This is a genomic window from Paenibacillus donghaensis (assembly GCF_002192415.1).
Taxonomy (GTDB): Bacteria; Bacillota; Bacilli; order Paenibacillales; family Paenibacillaceae; genus Paenibacillus_AQ; species Paenibacillus_AQ donghaensis.
Genome location: NZ_CP021780.1, coordinates 983,087 through 1,008,113, shown reverse-complemented (window position 1 = coordinate 1,008,113; position 25,027 = coordinate 983,087). Strand labels below are relative to the sequence as shown.

The 25,027-nt window shown below is 52.6% G+C and carries 22 protein-coding genes and 1 riboswitch; all 22 genes read right to left on the bottom strand.

Going from position 1 to position 25,027, the window contains the following annotated elements; translation table 11 throughout:
• Positions 1-174 precede the first annotated feature (174 nt).
• Complete coding sequence (gene glnA / locus B9T62_RS04100; RefSeq protein ID WP_087914090.1) at positions 175-1,599, bottom strand: type I glutamate--ammonia ligase; 1,425 nt, start codon at positions 1,597-1,599, stop codon at positions 175-177.
• A 284-nt stretch (positions 1,600-1,883) separates the two neighbouring features.
• Positions 1,884-2,930 carry a 3-deoxy-7-phosphoheptulonate synthase gene (gene aroF / locus B9T62_RS04095; protein ID WP_087914089.1) on the bottom strand — a complete coding sequence of 349 codons (1,047 nt, stop codon included), beginning with the start codon at positions 2,928-2,930 and terminating at the stop codon, positions 1,884-1,886.
• 210 nt (positions 2,931-3,140) lie between these two features.
• Complete coding sequence (locus B9T62_RS04090) at positions 3,141-4,100, bottom strand: 4-hydroxy-3-methylbut-2-enyl diphosphate reductase (protein WP_087914088.1); 960 nt, start codon at positions 4,098-4,100, stop codon at positions 3,141-3,143.
• 60 nt (positions 4,101-4,160) lie between these two features.
• A complete protein-coding gene (locus B9T62_RS04085) occupies positions 4,161-5,621 on the bottom strand; it encodes a sensor histidine kinase (protein ID WP_087914087.1) in 1,461 nt (486 codons plus the stop codon).
• A gap of 1 nt (position 5,622) precedes the next feature.
• Positions 5,623-6,312 carry a response regulator transcription factor gene (locus B9T62_RS04080; protein WP_087914086.1) on the bottom strand — a complete coding sequence of 230 codons (690 nt, stop codon included), beginning with the start codon at positions 6,310-6,312 and terminating at the stop codon, positions 5,623-5,625.
• Between the two features lie 153 nt (positions 6,313-6,465).
• The gene (locus tag B9T62_RS04075; RefSeq protein ID WP_087914085.1) at positions 6,466-8,130 is read right to left on the bottom strand and encodes a S1C family serine protease; all 1,665 of its coding nucleotides are present in this window, start codon (positions 8,128-8,130) and stop codon (positions 6,466-6,468) included.
• A 742-nt stretch (positions 8,131-8,872) separates the two neighbouring features.
• The gene (locus B9T62_RS04070) at positions 8,873-9,175 is read right to left on the bottom strand and encodes a hypothetical protein (protein ID WP_087914084.1); all 303 of its coding nucleotides are present in this window, start codon (positions 9,173-9,175) and stop codon (positions 8,873-8,875) included.
• Positions 9,157-9,477 carry an anti sigma factor C-terminal domain-containing protein gene (locus B9T62_RS41185; RefSeq protein ID WP_211296410.1) on the bottom strand — a complete coding sequence of 107 codons (321 nt, stop codon included), beginning with the start codon at positions 9,475-9,477 and terminating at the stop codon, positions 9,157-9,159. Before B9T62_RS41185 ends, B9T62_RS04070 begins: the two co-directional genes overlap by 19 nt.
• Positions 9,478-9,485: 8 nt before the next feature.
• Positions 9,486-10,250 (bottom strand): anti sigma factor C-terminal domain-containing protein, encoded by a 765-nt coding sequence (locus tag B9T62_RS04060; protein ID WP_087914082.1) that lies wholly within the window; start codon positions 10,248-10,250, stop codon positions 9,486-9,488.
• 5 nt (positions 10,251-10,255) lie between these two features.
• Positions 10,256-10,735, bottom strand: a complete 480-nt coding sequence (locus tag B9T62_RS04055) for a sigma-70 family RNA polymerase sigma factor (protein ID WP_087914081.1) — start codon at positions 10,733-10,735, stop codon at positions 10,256-10,258.
• Between the two features lie 131 nt (positions 10,736-10,866).
• On the bottom strand, positions 10,867-11,520 hold the full coding sequence (locus B9T62_RS04050; protein ID WP_087914080.1) for a response regulator: 654 nt from the start codon (positions 11,518-11,520) through the stop codon (positions 10,867-10,869).
• 3 nt (positions 11,521-11,523) lie between these two features.
• Entirely contained in the window at positions 11,524-12,606 is a 1,083-nt protein-coding gene (locus B9T62_RS04045) for a sensor histidine kinase (protein WP_245864336.1), read from the bottom strand.
• Positions 12,607-12,608: 2 nt separating this feature from the next.
• Entirely contained in the window at positions 12,609-13,679 is a 1,071-nt protein-coding gene (gene liaF, locus B9T62_RS04040) for a cell wall-active antibiotics response protein LiaF (protein WP_087914079.1), read from the bottom strand.
• A 163-nt stretch (positions 13,680-13,842) separates the two neighbouring features.
• Positions 13,843-15,771: a methyl-accepting chemotaxis protein gene (locus tag B9T62_RS04035; RefSeq protein WP_169834325.1), complete on the bottom strand. Its 1,929-nt coding sequence runs from the start codon at positions 15,769-15,771 to the stop codon at positions 13,843-13,845.
• Between the two features lie 287 nt (positions 15,772-16,058).
• Positions 16,059-16,205, bottom strand: a complete 147-nt coding sequence (locus tag B9T62_RS38670; protein WP_157685437.1) for a hypothetical protein — start codon at positions 16,203-16,205, stop codon at positions 16,059-16,061.
• A 137-nt stretch (positions 16,206-16,342) separates the two neighbouring features.
• Positions 16,343-17,110, bottom strand: a complete 768-nt coding sequence (locus B9T62_RS04030) for a 3D domain-containing protein (protein ID WP_245864335.1) — start codon at positions 17,108-17,110, stop codon at positions 16,343-16,345.
• Positions 17,111-17,206: 96 nt separating this feature from the next.
• Complete coding sequence (gene thrS, locus B9T62_RS04025) at positions 17,207-19,150, bottom strand: threonine--tRNA ligase (protein ID WP_087914077.1); 1,944 nt, start codon at positions 19,148-19,150, stop codon at positions 17,207-17,209.
• 603 nt (positions 19,151-19,753) lie between these two features.
• Entirely contained in the window at positions 19,754-19,924 is a 171-nt protein-coding gene (locus B9T62_RS04020; protein ID WP_087914076.1) for a type II toxin-antitoxin system antitoxin, read from the bottom strand.
• Positions 19,925-19,935: 11 nt separating this feature from the next.
• Positions 19,936-20,778: an SPFH domain-containing protein gene (locus tag B9T62_RS04015; protein ID WP_087914075.1), complete on the bottom strand. Its 843-nt coding sequence runs from the start codon at positions 20,776-20,778 to the stop codon at positions 19,936-19,938.
• Positions 20,779-21,037: 259 nt separating this feature from the next.
• Positions 21,038-22,174 carry a cyclic dehypoxanthinyl futalosine synthase gene (gene mqnC, locus B9T62_RS04010; RefSeq protein WP_087914074.1) on the bottom strand — a complete coding sequence of 379 codons (1,137 nt, stop codon included), beginning with the start codon at positions 22,172-22,174 and terminating at the stop codon, positions 21,038-21,040.
• Positions 22,175-22,331: 157 nt separating this feature from the next.
• A complete protein-coding gene (locus tag B9T62_RS04005) occupies positions 22,332-23,501 on the bottom strand; it encodes an aminotransferase class I/II-fold pyridoxal phosphate-dependent enzyme (RefSeq protein WP_087914073.1) in 1,170 nt (389 codons plus the stop codon).
• Between the two features lie 50 nt (positions 23,502-23,551).
• Positions 23,552-24,469 (bottom strand): homoserine O-acetyltransferase MetA, encoded by a 918-nt coding sequence (metA, locus tag B9T62_RS04000; RefSeq protein WP_087914072.1) that lies wholly within the window; start codon positions 24,467-24,469, stop codon positions 23,552-23,554.
• A 90-nt stretch (positions 24,470-24,559) separates the two neighbouring features.
• Positions 24,560-24,691: riboswitch (SAM riboswitch) on the bottom strand.
• Positions 24,692-25,027: the final 336 nt, after the last annotated feature.

The following is a 25,027-nucleotide window of genomic DNA, read 5'->3' as shown; positions in this document are numbered from 1 at the left end:
AAGTGCTACTGCGCCGCTGTGAAGCCGGAGAAGGCCTTCCAGGCCCCTGTAAGGAACCATCACCAATAAATCTGTGAACCCCTCTGCTAAAAGGAAGAGTTAAAACAATTCAAAAACCCCCGGAATCAGCAGATTCCGGGGGTTCTTCTCCAAACAAGTATGAGCTAAGTTATCTTATACGTCGAAGTACAGGGAGTATTCATGTGGATGAACACGAATGGCTACTGCTTGAGCTTCGGAACGTTTCAGGGACACATAGTTGGCGATGAAGTCTTCAGTGAATACGCCGCCTTCAGTCAGGAAGTCATGATCCGCTTCCAGAGCATCAAGCGCTTCGTCCAGGGTGCCTGGAACGCTGCGGATTTTTGCTTTTTCAGCATCGGACAGCTCGTAGATATTTTTGTCGTAAGGACCATATCCCAGCTCTTCCGGGTTCATCTTCTTCTTGATTCCGTCCAGACCTGCCATCAGCATAGCCGAGAACGCCAGGTAAGGGTTGGCTGTAGAGTCTGGTGTACGGAACTCGATGCGACAACCTTTAGGAGTCACAGCCGCTACCGGGATACGAACAGCAGCGGAACGGTTACCCTTGGAGTAAACCAGGTTGACCGGTGCTTCATAACCAGGTACCAGACGTTTGAATGAGTTGGTGCTTGGGTTCGTCAAGGCGATCAATGCCGGAGCATGGTAGAGAATACCGCCGATGTAGTTCAGAGCCATCTCACTCAGGTTGGCATAAGCACCCTTCTCGTAGAACAATGGCTCGCTTCCGTTGAAGATCGATTGGTGAACGTGCATTCCGCTGCCGTTGTCTCCGAAGAGCGGCTTAGGCATGAACGTTGCTACCTTGCCATATTGACGCGCAGTGTTCTGCACGATGTATTTGTAAGTTAAGAGATTATCAGCTGTTTTCTTCAGAGTATCGAAACGGAAGTTAATTTCCGCTTGTCCAGCCGTAGCCACTTCATGGTGATGACGTTCAATGCGAAGTCCCGCTTCAGCCAGCAAACGGCACATTTCACTGCGGATATCCTGCTGGGAATCCACTGGTGCTACCGGAACATAGCCGCCTTTGACTCCAACCTTGAATGCCATGTTGCCGCCTTCTTCTTTACGGCCGGTGTTCCATGCTGCTTCTTCGGAATCTACGAAATAAGAGGAGCTGTTCATGCCGCTCTCGTAGCGAACATCGTCGAAGATGAAGAACTCGGACTCAGGTGCAAAGAATGCTGCTGATCCCACGCCGCTTGCCTGCAGGAATTCTTCTGCTTTCACTGCGATCCCGCGTGGGTCGCGCTCATAACGTTCACCATCAGGAGTGAAGATGTCACACATGATGTTAAGCGTAGGGTGAGCTGTGAAAGGGTCGATATATGTAGTGCTTGGATCGGGCATCATGACCATATCCGATTCTTCAATACCGCGGAACCCTGTAATGGATGATCCGTCAAAGGCCACACCGTTTACAAAAGTTTCATCTTCCACTTCGGACGCAGGCAACGAAATGTGGTGGGCACGTCCTCCTAAATCTACGAAACGAAAATCTACCCATTCGATATTGTTCTCTTTGATTGTTTCCAACACTTTTTTAACCGACATGAATTTTTCCTCCCCAAGTTCCGAACATTAGGCCGCTCACAGTATGCAAATGTTCTTGTTTTAATTTTTTTGCTGTCGTCATTATAAATCTCATACCTAACACCGTCAATGCTTATGTCAGGTATTTCTTATGACAATGTAAGATATTCTGACGCTTTGGTGAAAAAAACAGATTCGGACGGGACAGGCTGCAGATCATGCCCGGACAACACAAAAACAGCCCTCTTTCCGCGCCCTGAAGCGGGTTCGGAGGGCTGTAATCGAAGGGCCGGCGGCCCAAAAAATTAAAGAACTGCAGCGGTTTCGGGAGAAGAAGAGAACTTGCGTCCGACGATCGGTGCAATTTTTTCCAGATCTCTCAGCAGATCATCAAATTGCTCCGGGAACAGGGATTGAACGCCGTCTCCGGTCATAGAGTTGTCGGGATCCGTATGCATCTCGATAATCAGGCCGTTGGCTCCGGCTGCAACCGAGGCCTTGGCCATCGGTGCCACCAGCTCACGCCGTCCTGTACCATGGCTTGGATCGGAAATCACCGGCAGATGGCTCAGGCTCTGCAGTACCGGAATGGCCGATAAATCGAGTGTATTGCGTGTGTAGGTCTCAAAAGTGCGGATACCGCGCTCACAGAGCATCACGTCACGGTTGCCCCCGGCCAGAATGTATTCGGCCGCGTTAAGCAGTTCGTCATAGGTGGCGCTGAAGCCGCGCTTCAGCAGCACCGGACGTCCGCAGGTGCCGAGCTTGCGCAGCAGATCGAAGTTCTGCATATTGCGTGTGCCGACCTGCAGAATGTCTGCGTGCTCCGCACAGATATCGACGTATTCCGGAGTCATTACTTCTGTAATGGTCAGCAGGCCATGACGTTTGCCCGCCTCGGCCATCATGGTCAGGCCTTCCACACCTACGCCCTGGAAGCTGTAAGGGCCGGTACGCGGCTTGAACGCGCCGCCGCGCAGCACCTGGGCGCCGGAGGCTTTGACCAGCCGGGCAATCTCGTCGATCTGCTCGGGTGATTCAACGGCGCAAGGGCCGCCCATGATCACAAGGTTCTCCCCGCCGATCTTCACACCACGGATATCAATTACGGTATCCTCGGGATGGAAATCGCGGCTCGCCAGCTTGTAGGATTTCGAGATCTTGACGACATTGGCTACGCCCTTCATCTGCCGCAGATGTTCTGCGAGCTTGGGAGTAACCCCGCCCACCAGACCAATTACAGTATGGTCCGCGCCTCTGGACAGGTGGACCTGCAGGCCTTCTTTTTCAATTACGGCAATGATATCCTTAACCTGCGCTTCCGGTGTTTGGTTCGATGTAATCACAATCATGTTATAACTCCCCTTCTATTCAATAGCTGATTTATTGGTTATAATTTCAAACTCTCACACTACGACGCGTGTTCGCTTTTAAGCTTCTACGCTTTTAATCACTAAAGCGATTTTACCGCAAAAATAACCATTCGTCAAGTCAAAAGAAAAGGTGGAGTACGGGAAAACTCCCCTCTCCACCTTCTGCTATATGGGCTGCGAAGCCATTAATTACCCATTGGCAGCAGCACTTTTGTTCTTGACCGGCGGCAGCAGCTTAGCCATATTCACTGTACGTTTAATCTCCCATGTCTCCGGAAGCTCGGGATCATACTGTTCCAGATAATTAATAACTTCCTTGGTAATCGGTGTAGGCGTGGAAGCGCCCGAAGTTACTCCGACTACTCGGACACCCTGCAGCCACTCCACCTTGAGCTCGGACAGATCGGCAATACGATGGGCGGGTACGCCTGCGATCTCCTCCGATACCTGGGCCAGGCGGTTGGAGTTGTTGCTGCGAGGATCTCCTACCACAATCACCAGATTAGTCTGTCCGGCCTGCTCGGCGACAGCTTCCTGTCGCACCTGGGTAGCCATGCAGATCTCGTTGTGTACTTCCGCCCCGGGGAATTTTACCAGCAGCTTTTTCATAATATGCTTAATATCCCATTGGCTCATGGTGGTCTGATTCGTGATCACAATACGGGAGGAAGACACCGACAATCCTTCAATCTCCTCTTCCTTCTCGATCAGATGCACATGCTCCGGCGCAATGCCAACAGCACCTTCCGGCTCGGGATGGTCTCTCTTGCCGATATAAATTACCTCATACCCTTCCTCTGTCTTCTCCTTGATCAGGTCATGGGTTTTGGTCACATCGGGACAGGTGGCATCCACCGTGGTCAGTCCCTTGGCTCTGGCAATCTTGCGTACTTCCGGGGATACGCCATGTGCGGTGAAGATAACCGTACCACTGTCGATCTTATCCAAAATATCCAGACGGTTATGGCCGTCGAGTGTGATAATGCCGTCGTCCTCAAAAGAGTTGGTCACATGGCTGTTGTGCACAATCATGCCCAATATATAAATCGGCCGGGGCAGGTCTAGATTTTGTGCCGCCTGCCGTGCCATCACCATGGCATCGACAACGCCGTAGCAATAGCCCCGGGGAGAAATTTTAATGACTTCCATGACTTCACCAGCTTTCTGCTGTCGTTGACTGCTATAATAGGACCCGCCCTATTATACCATCTATTCCAGCGGCGGGGCAAAGAGAAGCGGCAGCCAAATCACGAAGGTAGTCCCTTCACCCTGGCGTGTCACAACCTCCACAGAGCCGCCATGCTCGTCAATAATCCATTTGGCAATCGACAGCCCGAGGCCGATGCCTTCCGTAATTCCGCGCGACTCGTCCGCCCGGTAGAAGCGGTCAAAAATATGCGGCACCTCATCCTTGTCCATCCCGATCCCTGTATCCCTGATCCGTATCCCCACCTGGCTCTGGTAAAAAATCGTATCCAGCGTCACCTCGCCGGAAGGGGTATACTTGAAGGCATTATCAATGAAGATAAACAGCATCTGCTGCAGGTAATCTTTGTTGCCGACGATATATTTGCCGTTCAGGGCCGACATATCGCCAGTGACCCACTCTGCCTCATGCGGCAGGAAAGAGGCTCTACGCGCCACCTCGGTCATCATCGGCTCCAGTGCCACCGGCTCGATGTCGAAGGTCCGCCCGGTATCCGCACGGGCCAGGGAGAGCATATCCGCCACCAGGCGGCTCATCCGCTTCGATTCATCGGCGATGTCCTTCACCGACTCTACCGAGAGCTGGCGGATTTCCTCTTCAGTCATCGATCCTTCACCAGGCTTCATTTCCCATACTTTGTGCAGCAGGTCGATGTTACCGCGAATGGTCGTGAGCGGCGTGCGCAGCTCATGCGACGCATCGGAGACGAACCGGCGTTGGGCCGCATACGAATCCTCCAGCTCTGTGTAGAAGCCCTCCATCCGTCCAAGCATACTGTTAACGGTTGCAATCAGGCGGCCGATCTCATCGGGCGGTCCGTCGTTTTCGATGCGGGAGCTAAGATCCGTTCCTGTCTGAATGCCGTTGGCTGCCTCGATTACCTTCTCGATCGGGCTCATCGCCTTGCGGGCCAGGAACAAGCCGAAGGTGAAGGCGGCAAACAGGGTGGCGAAAGAACCAAAAAGCAGCACGCTCTTAATGCGAGCCATCAGCCTGTCTTCCTGATTGGTTGGAGTAGCCACCTGCAGAATAGCGACAGGATCGCCTACAGGGTTACGCAGCGGGATCTGATAGATCATAAAATGATAACCGCCCGCAGTGGCTTGTGCAAACCCTTTGGATTGTTCCAACTCTTTAATATCCGGCACATCAAAGGTAATTTGTGAAGCAATCATATTTTCCGTATATTGAGTAATATTACCTTGGTAAATATGCGTTTGGGCTAGATAGTTGGCCTCCTCCAGACGGCTGGCCTGGGAGAAATTCATGCCTACACTCAACAATGAATTGTTCAGTCCCCAAATGGGAACCAATTTGAGTTGTTCCGCCTGCTTCTGCACCCGTTCCTTCAAATCCCCATAAGTATTAATATATACAAAACCGTAAATTGCGGCTGATAAGGCCAGCAGCATAACGGCCAAAATTCCAGAATACCAAGCTGTCAGCCGCAGTCTTATGGACATATTAATTGTCACCTCTTAGGATGTAACCGGCTCCCCGGATCGTTTGAATCAGACGTTTGCCACCGTGCTCCTCCGTCTTCTGGCGCAGCATGGCGATATAAACCTCAAGCACATTGGATTCGCCGCTGTAGTCGTAGCCCCATATTTTGTCCATTATCAAATCCCGTGACAGCACACGCTTCGGATTCTGCATAAACAGATGCAGCAGCTCAAACTCCTTCGCGGTCAGCTCCAGACGTTTGCCGTCCCGGATCACTTCACGGGAATCCACATCCAGCGTTATATCCTCATAGGCAACTGCCTGATCACCGTTACCATTCTGATCACTTTTGCGGCGCAGCAGCGCACGCACCCGGGCCAGCAGCTCTTCCAGTGCAAACGGCTTCACCAGGTAATCATCGGCTCCCAGATCAAGACCTTTGACCCGGTGCTCAATTTCATCCTTGGCTGTAAGCATCAACACTGGCACATTGCTGCCTCCCTCACGCAAACGCCGGCACACCTCATATCCATCCACCTGCGGCATCATCACATCCAGAATGACCACGTCAGGATCACTGCTGATTACTGCGCGCAAACCATCTGCGCCGTTCACCGCCGTTTTGACATCATAGCCTTCAAAAGCAAGCCCCCGGCGCAGCATGGACAGGATTTTGTCATCGTCATCAATAATTAGAATATTCGGTCGCATCAAGCAGCCCCCATTGTCGATTCATATTTATATATATTAGTATTGTACCAGTCAACGATGCACTTCGCATCTGCGGGCAAGAAGAATACAGGCTTATATCTCAGCAAAAACGGAAGGGTTGCCCCTCCCGCTTCACTGTTGCCGCTCTGGCAATTATTGCTCTTGGGTTTGTGCGGCAAAATCATTTTTGTTGCCGATCGTTACCTTCAGATCCAGCTTCTTCCCGTCACGAACCACATTAAGCGTTGCCTTGTCGCCAACCTTCAAGGTCTGAATAAATTCAATCAATTCCTGGTTGGTGGCATATTTCTTGCCGTTTGCACCCGTGATGATATCGTAAGGACGCAGGTCGGCGTTGTAGGCTGGGGATTTAAAAATAATCTCAGCTACTACAGAACCTTCAGTCAGATCTGTGCCCATCTGCTTCGCCACCTCATCGGTGATGGTCATCAGTGTTGCTCCAATAAACGGCACCGGCTCTTTTGGAATTTCCTGGTTGGCTTCCAGCTTATCCACAACTTCTTTGATGGTGTTGACCGCGATAGCAAAACCTATCCCCTGCGAGTCTGTGCTTACAGCCACGTTCATCCCGATTACCTGTCCGTTCATGTTCAAAAGTGGTCCTCCGGAGTTCCCCGGGTTGATGGAAGCATCCGTCTGCAGCAAATCCTTGTAATTGCGTGTTCCGCTGCCATCTTCTTCAGGAATGTCAATGCTGCGTCCCTTCGCGCTCAGTACCCCTGCAGTAACGGTATGGTCAAAGCCCTGCGGATTGCCGATAGCCACCACTTCAGAGCCTACCTTCAGACTGTCGGAATCGCCAAGTGCTACGGTTGGGAAATTGTTGTCCCCTTCAATCTTCAGCACAGCCAGATCGAGATCCTTGCTGGAGCCAAGCAGCTTCGCTTCGTATGGCTTGCTGTTGCCTTCAATGGTAACCTGAATCACATCCGCACCGTTGACTACGTGTTGGTTGGTCAGAATATAACCGGCCTTGTCATAGATGAAGCCTGTTCCGATTCCTAATGGCACCAGCTGTGTGGAGGAGTCTGACCCTGACCCGGTTCCTGCATCAGGCTGAGTCTGTGAGTTATTGCCGCCATACTGGTCTCCGAAGTAGAATTGCGAGAACGGATCAGTCTGGCTGCTTTGGCTTCTGCTGCGGGAGGCGGAGTTGACCAGTGTCTCAATCTTGACGATGGCCGGTCCAACGCCGTCCACTACGCTGGACACATCACCTGTTCCGTTCACAAGCGATGCGGTTGAAGTGACGGGGGCCACTCCTGCACTTTCATTGGTAGTTTTGGCTGTACCAACCGTGCTTATCGACGCTGTCGTTTGCTGGCCTCCGGTGAACCAGTTGTAATGGTCAGAAGCAAACATCGAACCCGACAATACGATCATTCCGGCCAGAAAAGAAATTAGCACGGCCTTCACGGGGCGCTTCGGCTTGCTTTTATATTGCCAGCCGTTGTTGCCTCCGTCCGATCCGTTTCCACCGCGTCCGCCGTTCCCGTCATACCCCGTTGTCCGCAGCACAGTGCTATGAGGTGCCGTCCGGACAGGTTCGGGAGGACTAACCTCTACACGTTCCGACTCACGACGGTTGTAATGCTGGGTATTGCTGTCTGCCGGTACTTCGTCTTTGTTCAAGGATTTGAACGGCCCGTAAGAATAGTAGTAAGAAGACCCTGTGTCTTCAGCTTGTCTGTTCGTAGTGTTATCATTGCTGCTTTCATGGTTGCTGCCGCTATTATTCCATTCCCGATCCGACGCCGGTTCATTATCACGATTAAAGTTGTTGTTCTTCTCGTCCATGTTTGTCATTCCTCCCGCGCCCTGTCCTGACTGACAAGGTGTATTTGATTTCTTGTTCTTATTTTGTACTTTAAACCTTAAGGTCACATTAAAAACAATTTAAGGTTAGATAAAAAGATTAGTGGGGGGATCGGGTACCAGGCTCCGCCGCTGTTGAAATCATGTTCCCTTGAATGGACCCTGCGGGTGGAACATGATTTCAAAGGCGGCCGTAAACTCTCCGCTCTGATACCCGATCCCTGGGCAGGGAAGCACGGGACAAGCCCTGGCGTATGAATCTCGCCGGGCCAGACACCAGAACCTTAAGAGCAAAGGCTAAGACGATAAGGGCAAAGGCTAAGGCACACGGGCGCACAACCCACGCCGTGCCAAACCTTAGACCATCTTAAGGGCAAAGACTAATGCACACGGACAAGTACACACGGGCGCACAAACCACGCCGTGCCAAACCTTAGACCACCTTAAGGGCAAAGGCTAATACACACGGACAAGTGCACACGGGCGCACAACCCACGCCGTGCCAACCTACACCCCCACAATAGTGTAGATACGGACTCTATAGCCCTTATTGTGCCGATTTCAGCTGTTTTTGAGCCTCAACGGACTCCAGTGCCCTTATAACCATAAAAAGCCTCCACAAGGAGGCCTTTTAGCTCGAATAGAGGCACTGGAGTCCGCAGCAGCAGCAAAATGGGCGATCTACGCGAAATAGCGGCACTGGAGTCCGCAACATCTGCGCAGCTTAAGGCCGAGGGTTGATGGTCCACGACAAACCAAACAATACAAACATACCAATGCTTACAAACAACGGGATGGCGATCCCCCATACAGCATATGACCGGCGGCCTCTGGGCGCGAACAGCCCGCATATTCCAAGCAGCAGCTCCGGTACCAACAATGCGGTAGGCTGCGCAAGCGGCACGTTCCTGAAGATCAGCGCGGCATTGAGCAGGGCCAGCGAGAGCAAGCCGAATAGAAAGGACAACAGCCCCGCCCAGGACAACAGGCGCTTCAATGTATGCTTGTTCAAGAATGCCAATTCCATAATCTTGTCTCCTTTACTTTGACCGCACGGACCGTACTTGTCTGCGCAAGCTTCTTAAGTTCAGACACAGGGCCTGTGACCACCGCTCCGTAAATCATTACCGGATGCCCGCTGAGGTATTCCGCCCGTTCCGGCAGATCAAGCACCTTCGCGCCGGATACAGCTGTGGCCAGCTGTTCGGCCTCAGCCAGCTGCTGGATGATGGAAAGGAACTGCTGCTGGTTGGTTTCTGTACGATCCGGCGCCGCGAAGAATGGGGACCAGGGATCTGTGTCATTCTGAGCGGGATATCCAAGCGGCAAGGCAAACGTCACCTCTTCACCGACTGCCTTACGGCCAGGCTCGTAGTCCCCGAGTCTACCACCAGCCAGGACGTATCCAGCTCCGCCGGCATAGCCTGCCGGACCTCATCCTCCGAATACAGTGTGTCCAGCGAAACATACAACTCGGCCACACTTTCATCAGGCAGTCCGTTAAGCACCTCCAGCTCCCGGGCCGAATCAAAGGTCATCGCCGCCAGCGGGTGAATAAAATAGTTATTCTCCCGGCTCGCCACCGCCGGAGAAGCCACCTCCAGCAGCGTTGTGCGCTGCACCTCGCTCACCCGGTCCATAGAGAACCGGATGTCCAGCTCTGCACTTCGGATATCCTGCTTGCCGACTCTGGTAACTGCCAGCGCCTGCGCATCCATGGAGAAGATGCCGATGTTGGATTTCAGCCCCCAATCTGCCAGCCTTTGGTTCGGGGCTGTGACATAGAACGTTTTGGTGGATACATCCAGTAGCTCGTTGGCCTTCATTCCATAATAGATGTAGGAACCAAGGGTAAGCACAGGCAGGATCAGTAGGAGAATCGCAAGCGTCGTCAAGACAGAATTGAGCCTGGCGCGAAGCTGCGCGGTGCGGATCAGCTTCCGTTCCCGCTCCGGTTCAAGTCCGGGTGACTCCTGAATGTCGCGGACAGCCTTGGAGATGGCGCGGTAATATTCTTTGTCTTCCTGATCATTGCTTGCTTCGCTGCCGCCTTCGTCCTGACCTTCAGCTGTCAGGTTATTATTCTGTTTATGGTCATCCATTGGAATCACTCCTCCTTTTGCAATAAGCTCCGCATCGTCCTGCGCCCGCGCAGCAGATGGCTTTTGAGCGTGTTAAGCTTCATGCCCAGAATGTCGGCAGCTTCCTGCTGTTTACATTGATGCAGATCACATAACAGCAAGGCATGCGCTTCCTTCTGCGGAAGGCTGTGTATCAGTGCAAGAATGTGCTGCAGCCCCTCTTGATCCAGCATTTCCTGCTCAGGCGTATGGCGATCCAGCCGCTCAGGCGGCTGCCTGCGCAGCAGGGTCCGTTTGCTTTTGCGTGTATGATCAATAAACGCCCGGTAGCCTACTTTGAACAACCACGGTTTAACCGCTTCGATCTCGGCCTGCTCCAGATACAGACACGCACGGTAGAACGTTTCATGCACCAGATCCTCCGCCATATGATGATCGCCTGAGAGGGAGTATAGATACCGGTACAGATCTCTGGCATATCTTTGGTACAGCAGCTCCAGCTCCATGGTCTCCCCCTTTCACGGTATCCACGTATAAGCGGCGCAAATAGTTGCAATCGCGATCCACCTCACTCGGCCACAAGCAAACATGCCCGGGTGCGGGTGCACTCCGGGCATACTATGTATTCAAGGGTTCTTCAGCCTTGCGCCCAGCCCTTGCGGTGGGCATAGATCGCCAGCTGCGTACGGTCATCCAGCTCGCATTTCATCAGCAGATTGCTGACATGTGTCTTGACCGTTTTGATGCTGATATGCAGCTCTTCGCCGATATCCTTATTCGTCTTGCCTTCGGCAATCAGCAGCAGCACTTCCTTCTCGCGTTCGGTCAGGCCGGAGGAATCGCCCTGCACCGTCCGCTGGCGGATGCCGCGCGTCAGCGCCTGCGACACATCGCCGGTCATAACAGGCATGCCGCGGTAAGCCCCCTGCAGCGCGTAGATCAGCTCCTCTGCCGATACCGTCTTCAGCACATAGCTGATCGCACCGGCTTCAATAGCATCCACGACCAGATCATCCTCCAGGAAGCTGGTGAGGATAACGATTTTGAGCTTCGGAAATTCAGCCAGCACCGCTCTCGTTGTCTCCGCCCCGTTCATCACAGGCATCATCAGATCCATCAGCACCAGATCAGGCAACGCCTCCTCGCCGCCTTTGCGCAGCAGTTCCAAGGCTTCATGCCCATTCGCCGCTTCACCAGTCACCTCGAATACTGGCTCCAGCATCAGGTAGGTTTTGAGGCCCATCCGGACCATATCGTGGTCATCCACAATCAGCACTTTGATCACACTCATGTTCTAACCCTCCTCTTCGGGAGCAGCAGCGCCCGTAATAGCTTTGGTGTTCCCCTCCACATTGCCCGCAGCCTGAACAAACTTGGGGATATGTACACGAATCGTCGTTCCCGCTCCCTTGCGGCTGATAATCTCCACCTGGCCGCCCAGCTTCTCCGCCCGTTCACGCATCGTAATCAGACCATAGGAGCCCTGCTTCTGCTGCACATGCTCGAAGCCCTGCCCGTCATCGCTGATGCTCAGCACCACCTGCCTGCGGCCTTCGCGCAGCGAGAGACTCACCAGGCATGCGCCTGCATGCTTGACGATATTCGCCATCGCCTCCTGGATAATCAGGAACAGCTGATGCTCGATGGCTTCCGACAGCTCACCCTGCAGCTCCAGCTCCTTCATGCCCTTCAAGCCATTCTGGCGGCAATAGTCGGGGAACCATTTCTCCAGGGCTTCGAACAGATTGCGCCCCTCCAGCTCTACCGGACGCAGTTGGGCGATCAGCGCACGCATCTGCTTCTGAGCCATTTGCGACATGGTAATCAGCTGGTTCATCACCGTCTGGCCCTGCTCCTCATTGCGCTCCAGCACTTTAGGCAGCGAAGAGGCGGACATATGGATCGCGAACAGCTGCTGGCTTACCGTGTCATGCAAATCACGGGCCATCCGCCGCCGCTCCTCCAGTACCGCACTCTCCGCCGCCTGTTCCTTCTCGATAACTTCCTGTTCGCCGAGCCGCTGCAGGATCTGCATTTTGTTCTCCACGGTATCCATCATCATATTGAACTCATGATAGACCCTTGCAAAAGACTGATCCTCACTGTTTGCCATCCGCACCGACAGATTGCCTTTGGCTACCTGCAGCATATTCAGATCCAGATCATCAATCCTTCGCTGAATGCGCTGGCCTGCCATATAGCCGACAACGACCGCGAATAGCACAATAATGAGACACAGGTACAGCCACATGCGGGAATCCGCCACTTCGATGAAACCCAGGCAGGCACCGGCATAGAGCATTCCGGCTGTCACTCCTCCGCTAAGGAGGAAGTAGACCATCAGCATCCATTTAGTATTACTGAAGATCTTCCCCATCCTTAACCCACCGTTTTGACTTTGATATCGCCGATGAAGGCACTTACGTTGATCCGGACCTTTTTGCCTGCTTCTTTATAGTAGGGAGTGCTGCACTGCACATTGCTCATGAATCCGCTGCGTGATTGGTCCAGCACCTCCATATCACCGATAAAGGAACTGCTGTTCACCGATATGCCAAGGTCCATATCATCCGGGATGTATACCTTAATATCGCCGACAAAAGCGGAAATATTAACCTTCGTCTCCCCATAAGCAATCTGGGCATTGGTCAGATCCAGCACCGTATCACCGATAAATTGTGAGATGTTGCTGTTCTTCAATTGAAAGTGTTCCCGGCCCATATGGATATCTCCGATAAAAGCAGACCGGTTCGTCGAATCCTTGCTGTTGCCGCTGAAATTCTCATCCTTGAAATCCTCATGCCATTTGCCAGGCCGGTGGCCGTGGCGTTCATGCCGCTCCTGGCGTTTGCGCTCGTGCCGCTCCTGCTTCTCCTGCCAGCGCTGCTCGGGAGTAGACGGGCCGGCCTGGCTGCTGCCGGCATCCGTCTGATCCTTGTTCAGATAATCATTCCAGTCACGTGTTCCGGCAGACTTGCCGAATTTCTGCTCGAATTGCTCATCCAGCGTTGATTCCAGCGGTTTCGGCGGCGGGGCGTCCAGCGGATCACGGCCTTGCGGAAACGGTCCTGGCGGCATAGGCGGAGCCGGAGGAGCAGGCGGCTGCGATCTGCGCGGCTTGAAGATGATATACAGCCCGCCGCCGATCAGCATCACCGGGATAAACATTCTGAAGAAATCACTGCCCGACAGATCAAACCAATCGAGATTGCGGCCCAGGAAAAAAACGCCAAGCGATATAAAAAAGATACCGCCGAGGAAAGAATTCCCCTTAGAACTGTCGCCAAGCAGGTTCTGCACTCCAATATAGATCAGAATAGCCGGCCAGTAGGTTGAGAACAGGGAACCGATGTTGATATCCGTATAACCCAGCTGCCTCATCAGAAACAAAACCCCTAGTCCAATCAAGACCAGGCCGCCAAAAATCTGGCTTGTTAACCTTTTTTTCATCTCCCATTTCCCCTTTGATGAGTTTGATTACGCACTCGTTTAAACTTATAGCCTCAGTTTACATGAAAGCTGCTGCGGGGAACAGCGGCGTGAGAAGGAATAACCCCTCCGTCTGCAGACGGAGGGGCATGGATTTTTTTACTATATCATTATAATCTTAGCATTAGTTATGATAAATTTTAAAGCGCAGCACAAGTTGCTGCAATTGCTCTGCCATGCTGCTCAATCCCGCTGCCGAGGAGGCAATCTCCTCTGTGGAGGCCTGCTGCTGCTGCGTCGCCGCTGAGACCGAATCTGTAATCTCGGAGGCATGCTCGGAGATCGACTTGATCTTATTCATATGCTCAACTACAGCAGCCGCATTACCGTTCATTTCCTGAGCTGCGTTAGCCAGCTCCTCCAGGGTGGAGGCGGAATGTTCCACAGTCCGTGTAATCTCCGAGAAGGAACGGCCTGAGATGTTCACAGCTTCAATTCCGCTCTCGACCTTCGTCTTCGTAACTACCATTTCGGCAGCTACTTCTTCCACATGCATGCGGACGGCTTGAACCAGCTCGCTAATCTGGAACGCGGATTGCTCAGAGTTGAAGGCCAGCTTGCGCACCTCTGAAGCCACTACAGCAAACCCTCTGCCTTGCTCACCCGCACGTGCGGCTTCAATAGAAGCATTCAGTGCCAGCAGGTTGGTCTGCTGGGAGATATTGGTGATTACCTCAACGATGTTGTCTATTTCAAGCGAACGTTCTCCCAGCTTATTCACGATTCCATCCAGCCGTCCAACCGTCTCCTGCACACTGTAGATTTGCTGGGCGGCCTCCATCGCCGCTTGGTTGCCTTCATGTGCCGAAGCCGACGTCTGCTGCATGCCCGAAGACATCTCCTGCATTTGGCCCGACAGATTCTGAATCTCTGCAGAGATATTAGTCAGGCTCTGTGCACCTTGCTGTACGCTTCCCACCTGCTGCTCGCTGCCCGCAGCCATCTCCTGCACCGAGCCGCTGACATGTTCAATGGCATGGCTGGACTGCTCTGCGCTGGCAGCCAACTCCTCGGCCGAGGACGAGACCAGCTCGGTTGTCTCCTGAACTCCCATAATCATTGCCCGCAGGTTGTCCACCATGCTCTGGAAGCTGCGCGCCACATTGCCGATTTCATCCTGTTTGCGGGTGTCAATCAACGCAGTCAGGTCACCCTTGCTGATTACCGCTGCCGATTCCTGCAGCCTCAGAAGCGGCCGGGTGATGGAATTGACCAAGAAGGAGCAAGCCGCAATCAGGACGAGCAGAATGACCACAATCGTAATCGTTACAATCCTCTGGATCGCGTCGGCCCCTTCATTCAGCTCCTCCTCATACAGCGAACCTCCGATTTTCCAGCCAGTAGCCTCATTAGTCTGGAAGACCATTTTTTTGCCATTGTCCCCCAAATCGTAATCGAAGATGCCGCTTGGTTCCGCAAACATTGGGTCAGCATAGCTCTTTCCGGCTTCGTCCGCCGGTTTTAGGTCTGGATGTACGATCACCTTCTTCGCTCCATCCAATACGACTACATAACCCTTGTCTCCAATATGTATACTGGATTGTGCGCTTAACACGTCCAGATTAAGTGAAATACCCAGAACCCCGGAGCCGTCAGGCAAGGTCTTCGACATCACAAGCGCTGGTTTGCCCGATGTATTAATTATGATCGGTGTCATTGCGATTTTGCCCGGAGTCTTCATCGCCAGCTTATACCAGTCCCGCTCGCGCGGATCGTAGCTGGAATCATCCTTGGCTTTGCCGCGGATCATCAGCCCCTCCTTAGTACCTATATAAATGTCGTTGGCGTCAGCATGCATGCCTAGATACTGCTCCAGTGATGGCACAATACGCGGACTGCGCGGACCATCGATCATCGAAGCATTGATGATACTTGTTAAATAATCTGCATCATGCATTTTGGCCTGAATGGCGTTGCTGATAATCAAATTGACTGTCTCTACGCTCTGCTCTGCGCTGCCCAGCATCTGCTCCTGCATCTTATCGCGGGAGGTTTCGGACGCTGTCCACCCAATGATCAGAGCCGGTATCAGCAGCACTATAAAAAACGACAAGTAAAGCTTCTTCCTAACCGTAAATCTGAATTTCTTCTTCATTCCAAGCAACCTCGTTTCTATATTATCTCATTCGACATTTCTCCTTATATATCGGCACTAGGTACAGGGAAATATAAACACTTATTGTCCAAATTCCTTCTTTTGGTTATATAGTCCTACTGGTAAACGTTCACATAATCATTCACTTTCTCATTTATCAGCAAAAACCGCTCCTTATAGCCTATTGGCTAATAAAGAACGGTTTATGCTTCTGCAGCTATCCTACTGCAGTAATGCTCACAATCCTACTGCTGTGGTTTCTGAGCCGGTTTTGGCGTCGTATTTCCAAGTTGCTTAGTTGTGCCGTCATTTTCAGCAGCAAACTCGGCATTGAATTTTTCATTCGGTGTTTTGTAATTTTCCTGTACCTTTGGTTTTTTGGTATTGGCCACTTCATTCACCTCCCTGTTTCCCGGTGCAGCATCATAAGATACTGCGCTGAGAATTTCTCAGAAAGGGCACGTCTATGCCCCAGTCCGTATTATGGGAAAGTGAAGGCCCTATTATGCACTTTCAAGTGAAATAATGTTCAAATGGCTTCCTCCAGCAGCGATTGCGGCACCGATCTGTGCGTTTCGATCGCCCGGCTGAAGTTTCTAAGCATCGCTTCCGTACATTTTCCGTTGCCCCGTTTGATAAGCTGTACGGTCACTGTTTTTTTGCCCCATTCCTTATACACCTGTTTGGTGGTGGCAAAATAAAGATCAATCTTTCGCCCCTTGATCGCTGATCCGGTATCAGCCACTATTGCGTAGCCATAGCCCGGAATATACAGCACACTGCCCAGCGGCAGCACCTTGGGGTCTGCGGCAATCGTCGAGACTGTATTTTTGTCTCTACGCACCTTGACACCGGAATACGTGATCCCGTATTGGGGATGTTTTGCCGTTTTGCCTGTAGATTCATAACCCGCGGTATAACCGGTAGCCGTAACCTTTAGTGAGGTGATGATCTGGTGCGGCGCAGGTGCCGATACAGGCATAGCATCCGGCTGTACAGGCAGAGCTGGCTTGCTTCTGCGCACAGCCTTCCGGCTGCTCTGCTGCTGCGGTGGTAATGTGCTGGATGGCTTCAGCTGTGAGAACACCTCGGGACCAACCACATGGCCGGCATAGGTTGCATACTTCTCGGCCATCGAGCTGCCTGAGGCCAAGATCACCTGCTGATGTGTTGACGCCACTCCTGTTGCCTCCGCCGCCTTGCGGCCGGACTGAGGATATATACCTGCTACACTCAGCAGCAATACAATCGTTACAATAAGACACCATAACCTCTGGCCTTTGCTCATTTTGTTCATTAGATAAACCTCCCCCTATTAGCGAAGGTTTCCCGTTTGACAAGATTTTATACATCAAGGTCACTTGCACACCTTTATGCGGCATTGGTTCAGCAGCTATTCAGCAATTGTGCGTTCGGCAATTTCCTTGGCCAGCATTTGGATCACTTCATCCAATGGCTTCGCACCCATATCGCCTTCTCCGCGCTTGCGGATCGAGACGGTTCCGGCATTCTGCTCATTCTCGCCGATGACGAACATGTAAGGCAGCTTCTCCAGCTGCGCTTCACGGATCTTGTAGCCCAGCTTCTCATTGCGCAGATCCGCTTCCGCGCGGATGCCTGCCATGCGCAGCTTGTCGATGACTTCATTGGCATACTCATCAAACGCAGTGGAGACCGGAATGACCTTCACTTGCTGCGGAGACAGCCACAGCGGCAGGGAGCCGGCAAAGTTCTCCAGCAGGAAGGCTACGAACCGTTCCATTGTACCCAGAACACCGCGGTGCAGTACAACCGGACGGTGCTTCTGGCCGTCATCGCCGACATATTCGAGATCGAAGCGTTTGGGCAGCAGGAAGTCGATCTGCACGGTAGACAGAGTCTCTTCTTTACCCAGAACGGTCTTGATCTGAACATCAAGCTTAGGCCCGTAGAAGCCGGCTTCCCCTTCCGCTTCGTAGAACGGCATGCCCGATTCTTCAACGATTTCACGCAGCAGGCCTTGTGCAGTGTTCCACATGTCGTCGTCCGGGAAATATTTCTCGGAATCCGCAGGATCACGGTAGGACAGACGGAAGCGGTAATCCTTGATTCCGAAGTCGCTATACACCCGTTTGATCAGTTCAATAACACGTCTGAATTCACTCTTGACCTGATCCAGACGACAGAAGATATGCGCATCGTTCAGGGTCATGGAGCGTACGCGGTGCAGGCCGGTCAAGGCTCCGGACATTTCGTAGCGGTGCTGGATGCCAAGCTCGGCAATGCGGATCGGCAGATCGCGGTAGCTGTGCATGCTGCTCTTATAGATCATCATGTGATGCGGGCAGTTCATCGGGCGCAGCACAAATTCCTCATTATCAATAGTCATCTTAGGGAACATGTCTTCCTGGTAGTGCTCCCAGTGGCCGGAGGTTTTGTACAGATCCACGTTGCCGAGGACCGGAGTGTACACGTGCTGGTAGCCGAGGCTGGCTTCAATATCCACAATATAACGCTCCAGGATACTGCGCAGCTTCGCGCCGTTCGGCAGCCAGATCGGCAGCCCTTGTCCCACCAGATTGTTAAAAGTAAACATCTCCAGCTCCTTGCCCAGCTTGCGGTGGTCGCGTTTCTTCGCTTCCTCCAGCAGGCGCAGATGCTCGTCGAGCTGGGCCTTCTTCACCCATGCGGTACCGTACACCCGCTGCAGCATCTTGTTCTTGCTGTCGCCGCGCCAGTAGGCACCGGCTACACTCATCAGCTTGAAGACCTTGATCTTGCTGGTCGACGGCACATGTGGTCCGCGGCAAAGGTCGAAGAATTCGCCCTGCTCATAGATGGTAATTACGCTTTCCTCTGGAAGCGCCTCGATCAGTTCCAGCTTGTAAGGATCGCCCAGCTCGCCAAAGATCTCCAGCGCTTCCTTGCGGCCGACTTCCTTGCGCACAATCGGCAGATTCTCGTTAATGATACGCTCCATTTCCTTCTCGATCTTCAGCAGATCCTCGGGATTCAGCGGATGCTCCAGGTCCATATCATAGTAGAAGCCGTCTTCAATAACCGGTCCTACCCCCAGCTTCACTTCTTTGGTTCCGAACAATCTTCTGACTGCCTGGGCCATCAAATGCGCGGTACTGTGGCGCATGACCTCCAGCCCTTCCGGCGAATCCAGAGTCACGATCTCAATCAGGTCACCCTCCCCGACCGGAGTTGCCAGATCTACTACGATCCCGTTCTGCTTGCCTGCTGCCGCGTTCTTGCGCAGACCGCTGCTGATGGATGCCGCTACATCTTCGATGCTGCTGCCATCCGCGTATTCCCGGACCGAGCCGTCCGGAAGTTTGATGTTTACTGCCATCTTAATTCCTCCTAGTAAGTGTGATTAGCTTAACTTTCTGTTACTACTTAGGCCTCCGTAGGATAAGAGCATCAAAGACTTAGCTCCATGCTAGCCTCATTAGTCGAATTCACAGATTTAGTTGCAAAAATGCATCTATTTTCTCTGAAAGCTCTAGGGCAGCGCTCTAAATCCTCGGTGGGACCTAAGTAGTAACCACTTTCTTGCCTATTGTTTCGGCCGACCGGCCGCCTGCTTTTGCGAGAGGGCCTATCTCCACGCATACAAAAAACACCCGTCCCGCAAAGGGACGAGTGATTGCACCCGTGGTTCCACCCAAATTCGATTCTTGTACAGAATCCTTCGTCAGCATGGGAATAACGGCCATGAACCGGCGGTTCTTACTGTCCCTCGTTAGAGGGAGTTCATAACCGCAGCTACAAAGGGGTAAATGAAATCCCGGATACCGGAGGAAATTACAGCCTATGTTCCCTCTCTCTGGACGGTCCTTGACGATTCACTCATATCTTTGTCGACGCTGTTAACGTGAATTACGAGTAATTATAGCGCCGGGCTGTCTTTCAAGTCAAGCGGATTTCAACTAATGATCCTGCGCTGAAGCGGTTAATCCTCCTGGCGTTTTCTTCCCGGCAAGCGGCCTGCACGTTTCAAAGATTCACGCAGCAGGTATTCGATATGTCCGTTTACGCTGCGAAATTCCTCTGCCGCCCACCGTTCCAGCGCCTCATGCAGCTCGGGATCAATGCGCAGCGGAAAGCTTTTTTTGGCCGCCATGATAATCCGACCTAGTACAACGAACCGGCGTTAATCACCGGGCTCGCTCCGCGTTCAGATACAATCGCCACCATCAGATTGTTGATCATGGCCGCCTTGCGCTCCTCATCCAGCTCGACAATGCCATCGGCCTTCAGCTTGCGGATCGCCATATCCACCATCCCGACGGCCCCCTCCACGATAATCTGCCGCGCAGACAGAATGGCAGAGGCCTGCTGCCGCTGCAGCATCGTGCTGGCAATTTCCGTGGAATAGGCCAGATGGGTCAGCCTCGCCTCGATAACCTCTACCCCTGACAGGGACAGACGGTCCTGCAGCTCCACCGCCAGCTCCTTGGCAATCTGATCCGCATTGGCCCGCAGCGACATACCGGATTCGTTGAAGTTATCATACGGATATTTGCTGGCCACATGGCGCAGCGCCGTCTCACTCTGGATCTCCACAAAAGCCATATATTTGTCGACATCAAACAGGGCTTTGGCGGAGTTGACCACTTTAAAAACAATAACCGCAGCAATTTCAATCGGATTGCCTTCGACATCATTGACCTTCAGCTTGACGCTGTTGAAGTTGCGCACACGCAGCGAGACGGTCTTGCGGATGCTGAACGGAATGACTGCAAACAATCCGCTCTTGGCAATCGTTCCCACGTACTGTCCGAAAAATGTCACCACCACCGACTTGTTCGGCTGCACCACAGTGATGCTGGTCGAAAGAATCACTGCCGCTACAAACAGGATTACCGGTACCGTAACGTACAGATGTACAAGCCCATAGATCCCTCCTGCCAGACACAAAGCAATCAAAGCAATGACCCAGAAACCGCTAACCGGATGAAGTGTTTTCTCCTGCATAATCTTACCTCCACTAGATATGTATTTGATATTATTATGATATCACTTTTGGATGTATTTGTATATAAGAAGAAACGGCTTCGCCGTCCTCTGCAAGAGGCGGCATCCGTTTCTGCGAAAAATAGAAGGATAAAGAATAGTGTAGAACATATAATTTCTTATATTTCTAAAAAAAACAGGCAGGATTCCCCTAGCGGAGAAAACCTGCCTGTCCGTAGATACCAATCGCTCCTCCCTAAGGGGACAGAGCAATTATCATCTAATTCTGCATCACAAAATCATTGTCAATCTTCTCATTCGCATCGTCGAATACCCGCAGGATGTCATAACGTGTGTTGCGTTGTGCCGGAACTTTGCCTGCTTCACGGATGAGCCCGGTAATCGACTCGATGTTGACCTTATGGGTCGCACCGGCGGATGAGACCACGTTCTCTTCAATCATCGTGCTGCCGAAGTCATTGCAGCCATATCGCAGCGACAGCTTGCCGACCTCCGGTCCCATGGTTACCCAGGAGGACTGGAAGTTCTTGATATTATCCAGCACCAGCCGGCTGATTGCCACCGTCTTCAGATATTCCTCCGGCGTCTGGCGGTCCAGCTTCAGATTCGTATTGTCCGGCTGGAAGGTCCAGGAGATGAAGGCCAGGAAGCCTTCCGAATCATACTTATTCGCGATGCATTCATCCTGAGCTTCACGCACTCGCAGCAGATGCAGCGCGCGCTCCTCCATGCTCTCGCCAAGCCCGATAACCATCGTCGCTGTAGTGTTCATGCCGATTTTGTGTGCCGTCTGCATCACATCCATCCACTCGCGCCAGGAGCCCTTCAGGCGGCTGATCTTGCGGCGTGTGCGGTCATCCAGAATCTCCGCTCCCCCGCCAGGCAGGGAATCCAGACCTGCAGCGTGAATCTCGCGCATCACCTGCTCCAGCGGCAGGCCGGAGACTTCCACCATCTTCATAATCTCCGCCGGGGAGAAGGAATGCATGGTAATCTCAGGGAAACGCTGCTTGATGCCGCGCAACAGGTCGGTGTAATAGCTGAATGGCAGGTTCGGGTTGGTGCCGCCCTGCATCAGAATCTCCGTGCCGTTCACTGCCATCGTCTCGGTGATCTTTTGGAAGATCAGCTCGTCCGGCAGCACATACCCTTCATCTGAACCGGGTTTGCGGTAGAATGCGCAGAAACGGCAGTAGACGTCGCACACATTCGTATAATTAATATTGCGGCCGATCACAAACGTAGCCAGCGGGTCCGGATGCCAGCGTTCCATAATCTTGTTGGCGGCAGCCCCCATTTTCTCAATCTCATTGCTCTCAAACAGCCGCACCGTATCTTCCAGTTGAAGACGTTCACCTTTCAGTGTTTTGTCCAGAATAAGATCTATCGCACTCATCGTTAGCAGCCTCCTTTAGGTTCCTCGCTGTTAGGTATAAACAATTACCAATGTATAAAAAGTTCCATTCCCTCATCGTAACATAAACCGCAAAAATCCGCACAGGTCAGACCTGGCGGATTCTTCAGGAACTGCGAAACACTTCTGTGCAGAGCGGTTATTTCTCCAGCTCAGCCCGTGCCGCTTCCAGCGCATTGCCGAGATCGTTAATCAGATCCTCGGCATGCTCGATACCGACGGAGAAACGCAGCAGACGGTCATCCACGCCTACAGCATCGCGGATCTCAACCGGGATATCGGCGTGTGTCTGCACAGCCGGGTAAGTCATCAGCGACTCCACGCCGCCCAGGCTCTCGGCAAAAGCAATCAGCCGGATATGGCGGAGCACAGGCTCAATATAGGCGGCGTCTTTGACCTTGAAGGAGAAAATCCCCGTGTTGCCGGAGGACTGGCTGTTCTGAATCTCGAACCCGGGATGCTCGGGCAGGCCCGGATGGAACACCTCGGCAATCGCCGGATGATCCTGCAGAAAGCGGGCCAGGGCAAGTGCGTTGCTCTCATGCCGCTCCATGCGCAGCGCCAGCGTCTTCATCCCTCTCATCAGCTGGTAGCTGTCGCTTGGGCCAAGCACCGCCCCGATCGAGTTGTGCAGCACGGCCATCTCGGCAGACAGCTCACTGCCTTTGGTCATAATCAGTCCGGCCAGCACATCGTTGTGTCCGCCCAAATATTTGGTCGCACTATGTACCACAATGTCCGCACCCAGCTCCAGCGGCCGCTGGAAGAACGGGGTAAGCAGGGTATTGTCAACAATCGTCAGCAGATTATGCTCCTTGGCCCAGCTACACACCGCCCGTATATCAGTAATCATCATCAGCGGATTGGTCGGAGTCTCGACGAATACCGCCTTGGTACCCGGCGTCCGCGCCGCTTCCAGCGCTTCAAGGTCATTGGTATCCACATAGGAGGCGCTGATGCCGAAGCGGGAGAGAATCCGCTCCAGCAGACGATAGGTTCCGCCGTACAAATCAAGTGAGACCACCAGATGGTCACCTTGTCCAAACAAGGCAAAGACGGTCTGCAGCGCAGCCATGCCGGAGCTGCAGGCAAATCCGGCATCGCCGGATTCCAGCTCAGCTGCGACAGTTTCCAGCACAGAACGGGTCGGGTTCTTGGTACGGATGTAGTCGAACCCTGTGCTTTGTCCCAGCCGCGGGTGTCTGAATGCCGTTGACTGATAAATCGGAAAATTCACCGCCCCCGTTGCAGGGTCCTCCTGTGAGCCAATTTGTGCCAGCCTGCTTTCAATCCTCAGTTTCTCATCCATTCCATAAACCTCCTAAAAGTGATGTCGAGTGTTTGCTTCTTTTCATTATATTAAATAATTGGACCGATATCGTAAGGAGTCTCTTGGTATACATAGTAATTCAACCAGTTAGAGAATAATAAGTTGGCATGGGCCCGCCATACAGCAGGCGGTGTCCGGGTCGGGTCATCCTTGGGATAATAATGCTTCGGCAGCTCAATATCCATGCCCTTGGCGATATCCCGGTCGTATTCCCATTTAAGGGAGTTCGGATCGTATTCAGAATGTCCGGTGACGAAGATCTGCTTGCCGTCCAGCGTGGACACCAGATATATACCGGCTTCTTCCGATTCAGCCAGAATCTGCAGCTCCGGATTGGCTTCGATATCAGCACGGGAAACATCCGTATGACGCGAATGAGGTACATGGAATACCTCGTCGAAGCCGCGCAGCAGCTTGAAGTTGCTTTGGCTGAGCGTATGCGGGAAGACGCCGAAGCATTTTTCGGGCAGAATTTCTTTTTGCACCCCGAAGTGGTAATACAAGCCTGCCTGTGCCGCCCAACAGATATGCATCGTCGAGGTCACATTCTGCTTGCTCCATTCAAAAATCTCTTTCAGCTCTTCCCAGTAATTCACGTCTTCGAATTCCAGCTGCTCGACCGGGGCACCGGTCACAATCAGACCGTCCAGGCGGCGGTGGCTGATCTCGTCGAAGGTTTTGTAAAAGCTCTTTAGATGCTCGGCTGAGGTGTTCTTCGATGTGTGGGAGCTTGGATGCAGCAGAATCACATCTACCTGAAGCGGGGAGTTCCCGATCAGACGCAGCAGCTGGGTTTCGGTTGTCTCCTTGGTAGGCATCAGATTGAGAATGGCAATCCGCAGCGGACGGATATCCTGGTGATAGGCCAGACTCTCGTCCATTACAAAAATATTCTCACCCGATAATATCTCTTTGGCGGGCAAACTGTCAGGAATCTTAATCGGCATTTACGCTCACTCCTTCATGGGGTTGATATACAACAAAAAAAGACCTCTCCCGGAACGAGAAAGGTCATATCTACACAACATATGCGCCCTCTCTCATCTGCCAGACCGCTTTACACTGACGGTTAACCGCCAGCCAAGCTTCCGCAAGAATTAGCACCGTGCGTTTACACGCCGGTTGCCGGGTTTCATCGGGCTAGTCCCTCCACCTGCTCTTGATAAGATTTAGCTGTATTCAATTATTATATTAAAATCCACTTTAAATCATGAACCTCCTTTTCGTCAAGTCCATACAATGCTCAGGGGGCTTGAAAATGGCAAGAATTCTTCTTGAAAGAGCCATACCCGGGCGTTATACTAGACAAGTGTTTCCAGACTTAGATGAAAAGACGAGGTGAGTAGAAGAATGGAAGGCGACCCGAGCTCGCATATAGGCGTACCAAATGAACAACCACACAGGATAATCATCAGCTTGCCGGCGGCGGGAGCATCACTTCTTCATGCCCTCGAACGGATATGTGACCATTAGGTTCGGATAGCAGCCCCGGCCAAGCTGATGAT

What these genes read in the sequence shown, in the direction of transcription:
- glnA (WP_087914090.1), bottom strand. Translation starts at nt 1,599, where the DNA reads ATGTCGGTTAAAAAAGTGTTGGAAACAATCAAAGAGAACAATATCGAA.
- aroF (WP_087914089.1), bottom strand. Translation starts at nt 2,930, where the DNA reads ATGATTGTGATTACATCGAACCAAACACCGGAAGCGCAGGTTAAGGAT.
- B9T62_RS04090 (WP_087914088.1), bottom strand. Translation starts at nt 4,100, where the DNA reads ATGGAAGTCATTAAAATTTCTCCCCGGGGCTATTGCTACGGCGTTGTC.
- B9T62_RS04085 (WP_087914087.1), bottom strand. Translation starts at nt 5,621, where the DNA reads ATGTCCATAAGACTGCGGCTGACAGCTTGGTATTCTGGAATTTTGGCC.
- B9T62_RS04080 (WP_087914086.1), bottom strand. Translation starts at nt 6,312, where the DNA reads ATGCGACCGAATATTCTAATTATTGATGACGATGACAAAATCCTGTCC.
- B9T62_RS04075 (WP_087914085.1), bottom strand. Translation starts at nt 8,130, where the DNA reads ATGGACGAGAAGAACAACAACTTTAATCGTGATAATGAACCGGCGTCG.
- B9T62_RS04070 (WP_087914084.1), bottom strand. Translation starts at nt 9,175, where the DNA reads ATGGAATTGGCATTCTTGAACAAGCATACATTGAAGCGCCTGTTGTCC.
- B9T62_RS04060 (WP_087914082.1), bottom strand. Translation starts at nt 10,250, where the DNA reads ATGGATGACCATAAACAGAATAATAACCTGACAGCTGAAGGTCAGGAC.
- B9T62_RS04055 (WP_087914081.1), bottom strand. Translation starts at nt 10,735, where the DNA reads ATGGAGCTGGAGCTGCTGTACCAAAGATATGCCAGAGATCTGTACCGG.
- B9T62_RS04050 (WP_087914080.1), bottom strand. Translation starts at nt 11,520, where the DNA reads ATGAGTGTGATCAAAGTGCTGATTGTGGATGACCACGATATGGTCCGG.
- B9T62_RS04045 (WP_245864336.1), bottom strand. Translation starts at nt 12,606, where the DNA reads ATGGGGAAGATCTTCAGTAATACTAAATGGATGCTGATGGTCTACTTC.
- liaF (WP_087914079.1), bottom strand. Translation starts at nt 13,679, where the DNA reads ATGAAAAAAAGGTTAACAAGCCAGATTTTTGGCGGCCTGGTCTTGATT.
- B9T62_RS04030 (WP_245864335.1), bottom strand. Translation starts at nt 17,110, where the DNA reads ATGAACAAAATGAGCAAAGGCCAGAGGTTATGGTGTCTTATTGTAACG.
- thrS (WP_087914077.1), bottom strand. Translation starts at nt 19,150, where the DNA reads ATGGCAGTAAACATCAAACTTCCGGACGGCTCGGTCCGGGAATACGCG.
- B9T62_RS04020 (WP_087914076.1), bottom strand. Translation starts at nt 19,924, where the DNA reads ATGGCGGCCAAAAAAAGCTTTCCGCTGCGCATTGATCCCGAGCTGCAT.
- B9T62_RS04015 (WP_087914075.1), bottom strand. Translation starts at nt 20,778, where the DNA reads ATGCAGGAGAAAACACTTCATCCGGTTAGCGGTTTCTGGGTCATTGCT.
- mqnC (WP_087914074.1), bottom strand. Translation starts at nt 22,174, where the DNA reads ATGAGTGCGATAGATCTTATTCTGGACAAAACACTGAAAGGTGAACGT.
- B9T62_RS04005 (WP_087914073.1), bottom strand. Translation starts at nt 23,501, where the DNA reads ATGGATGAGAAACTGAGGATTGAAAGCAGGCTGGCACAAATTGGCTCA.
- metA (WP_087914072.1), bottom strand. Translation starts at nt 24,469, where the DNA reads ATGCCGATTAAGATTCCTGACAGTTTGCCCGCCAAAGAGATATTATCG.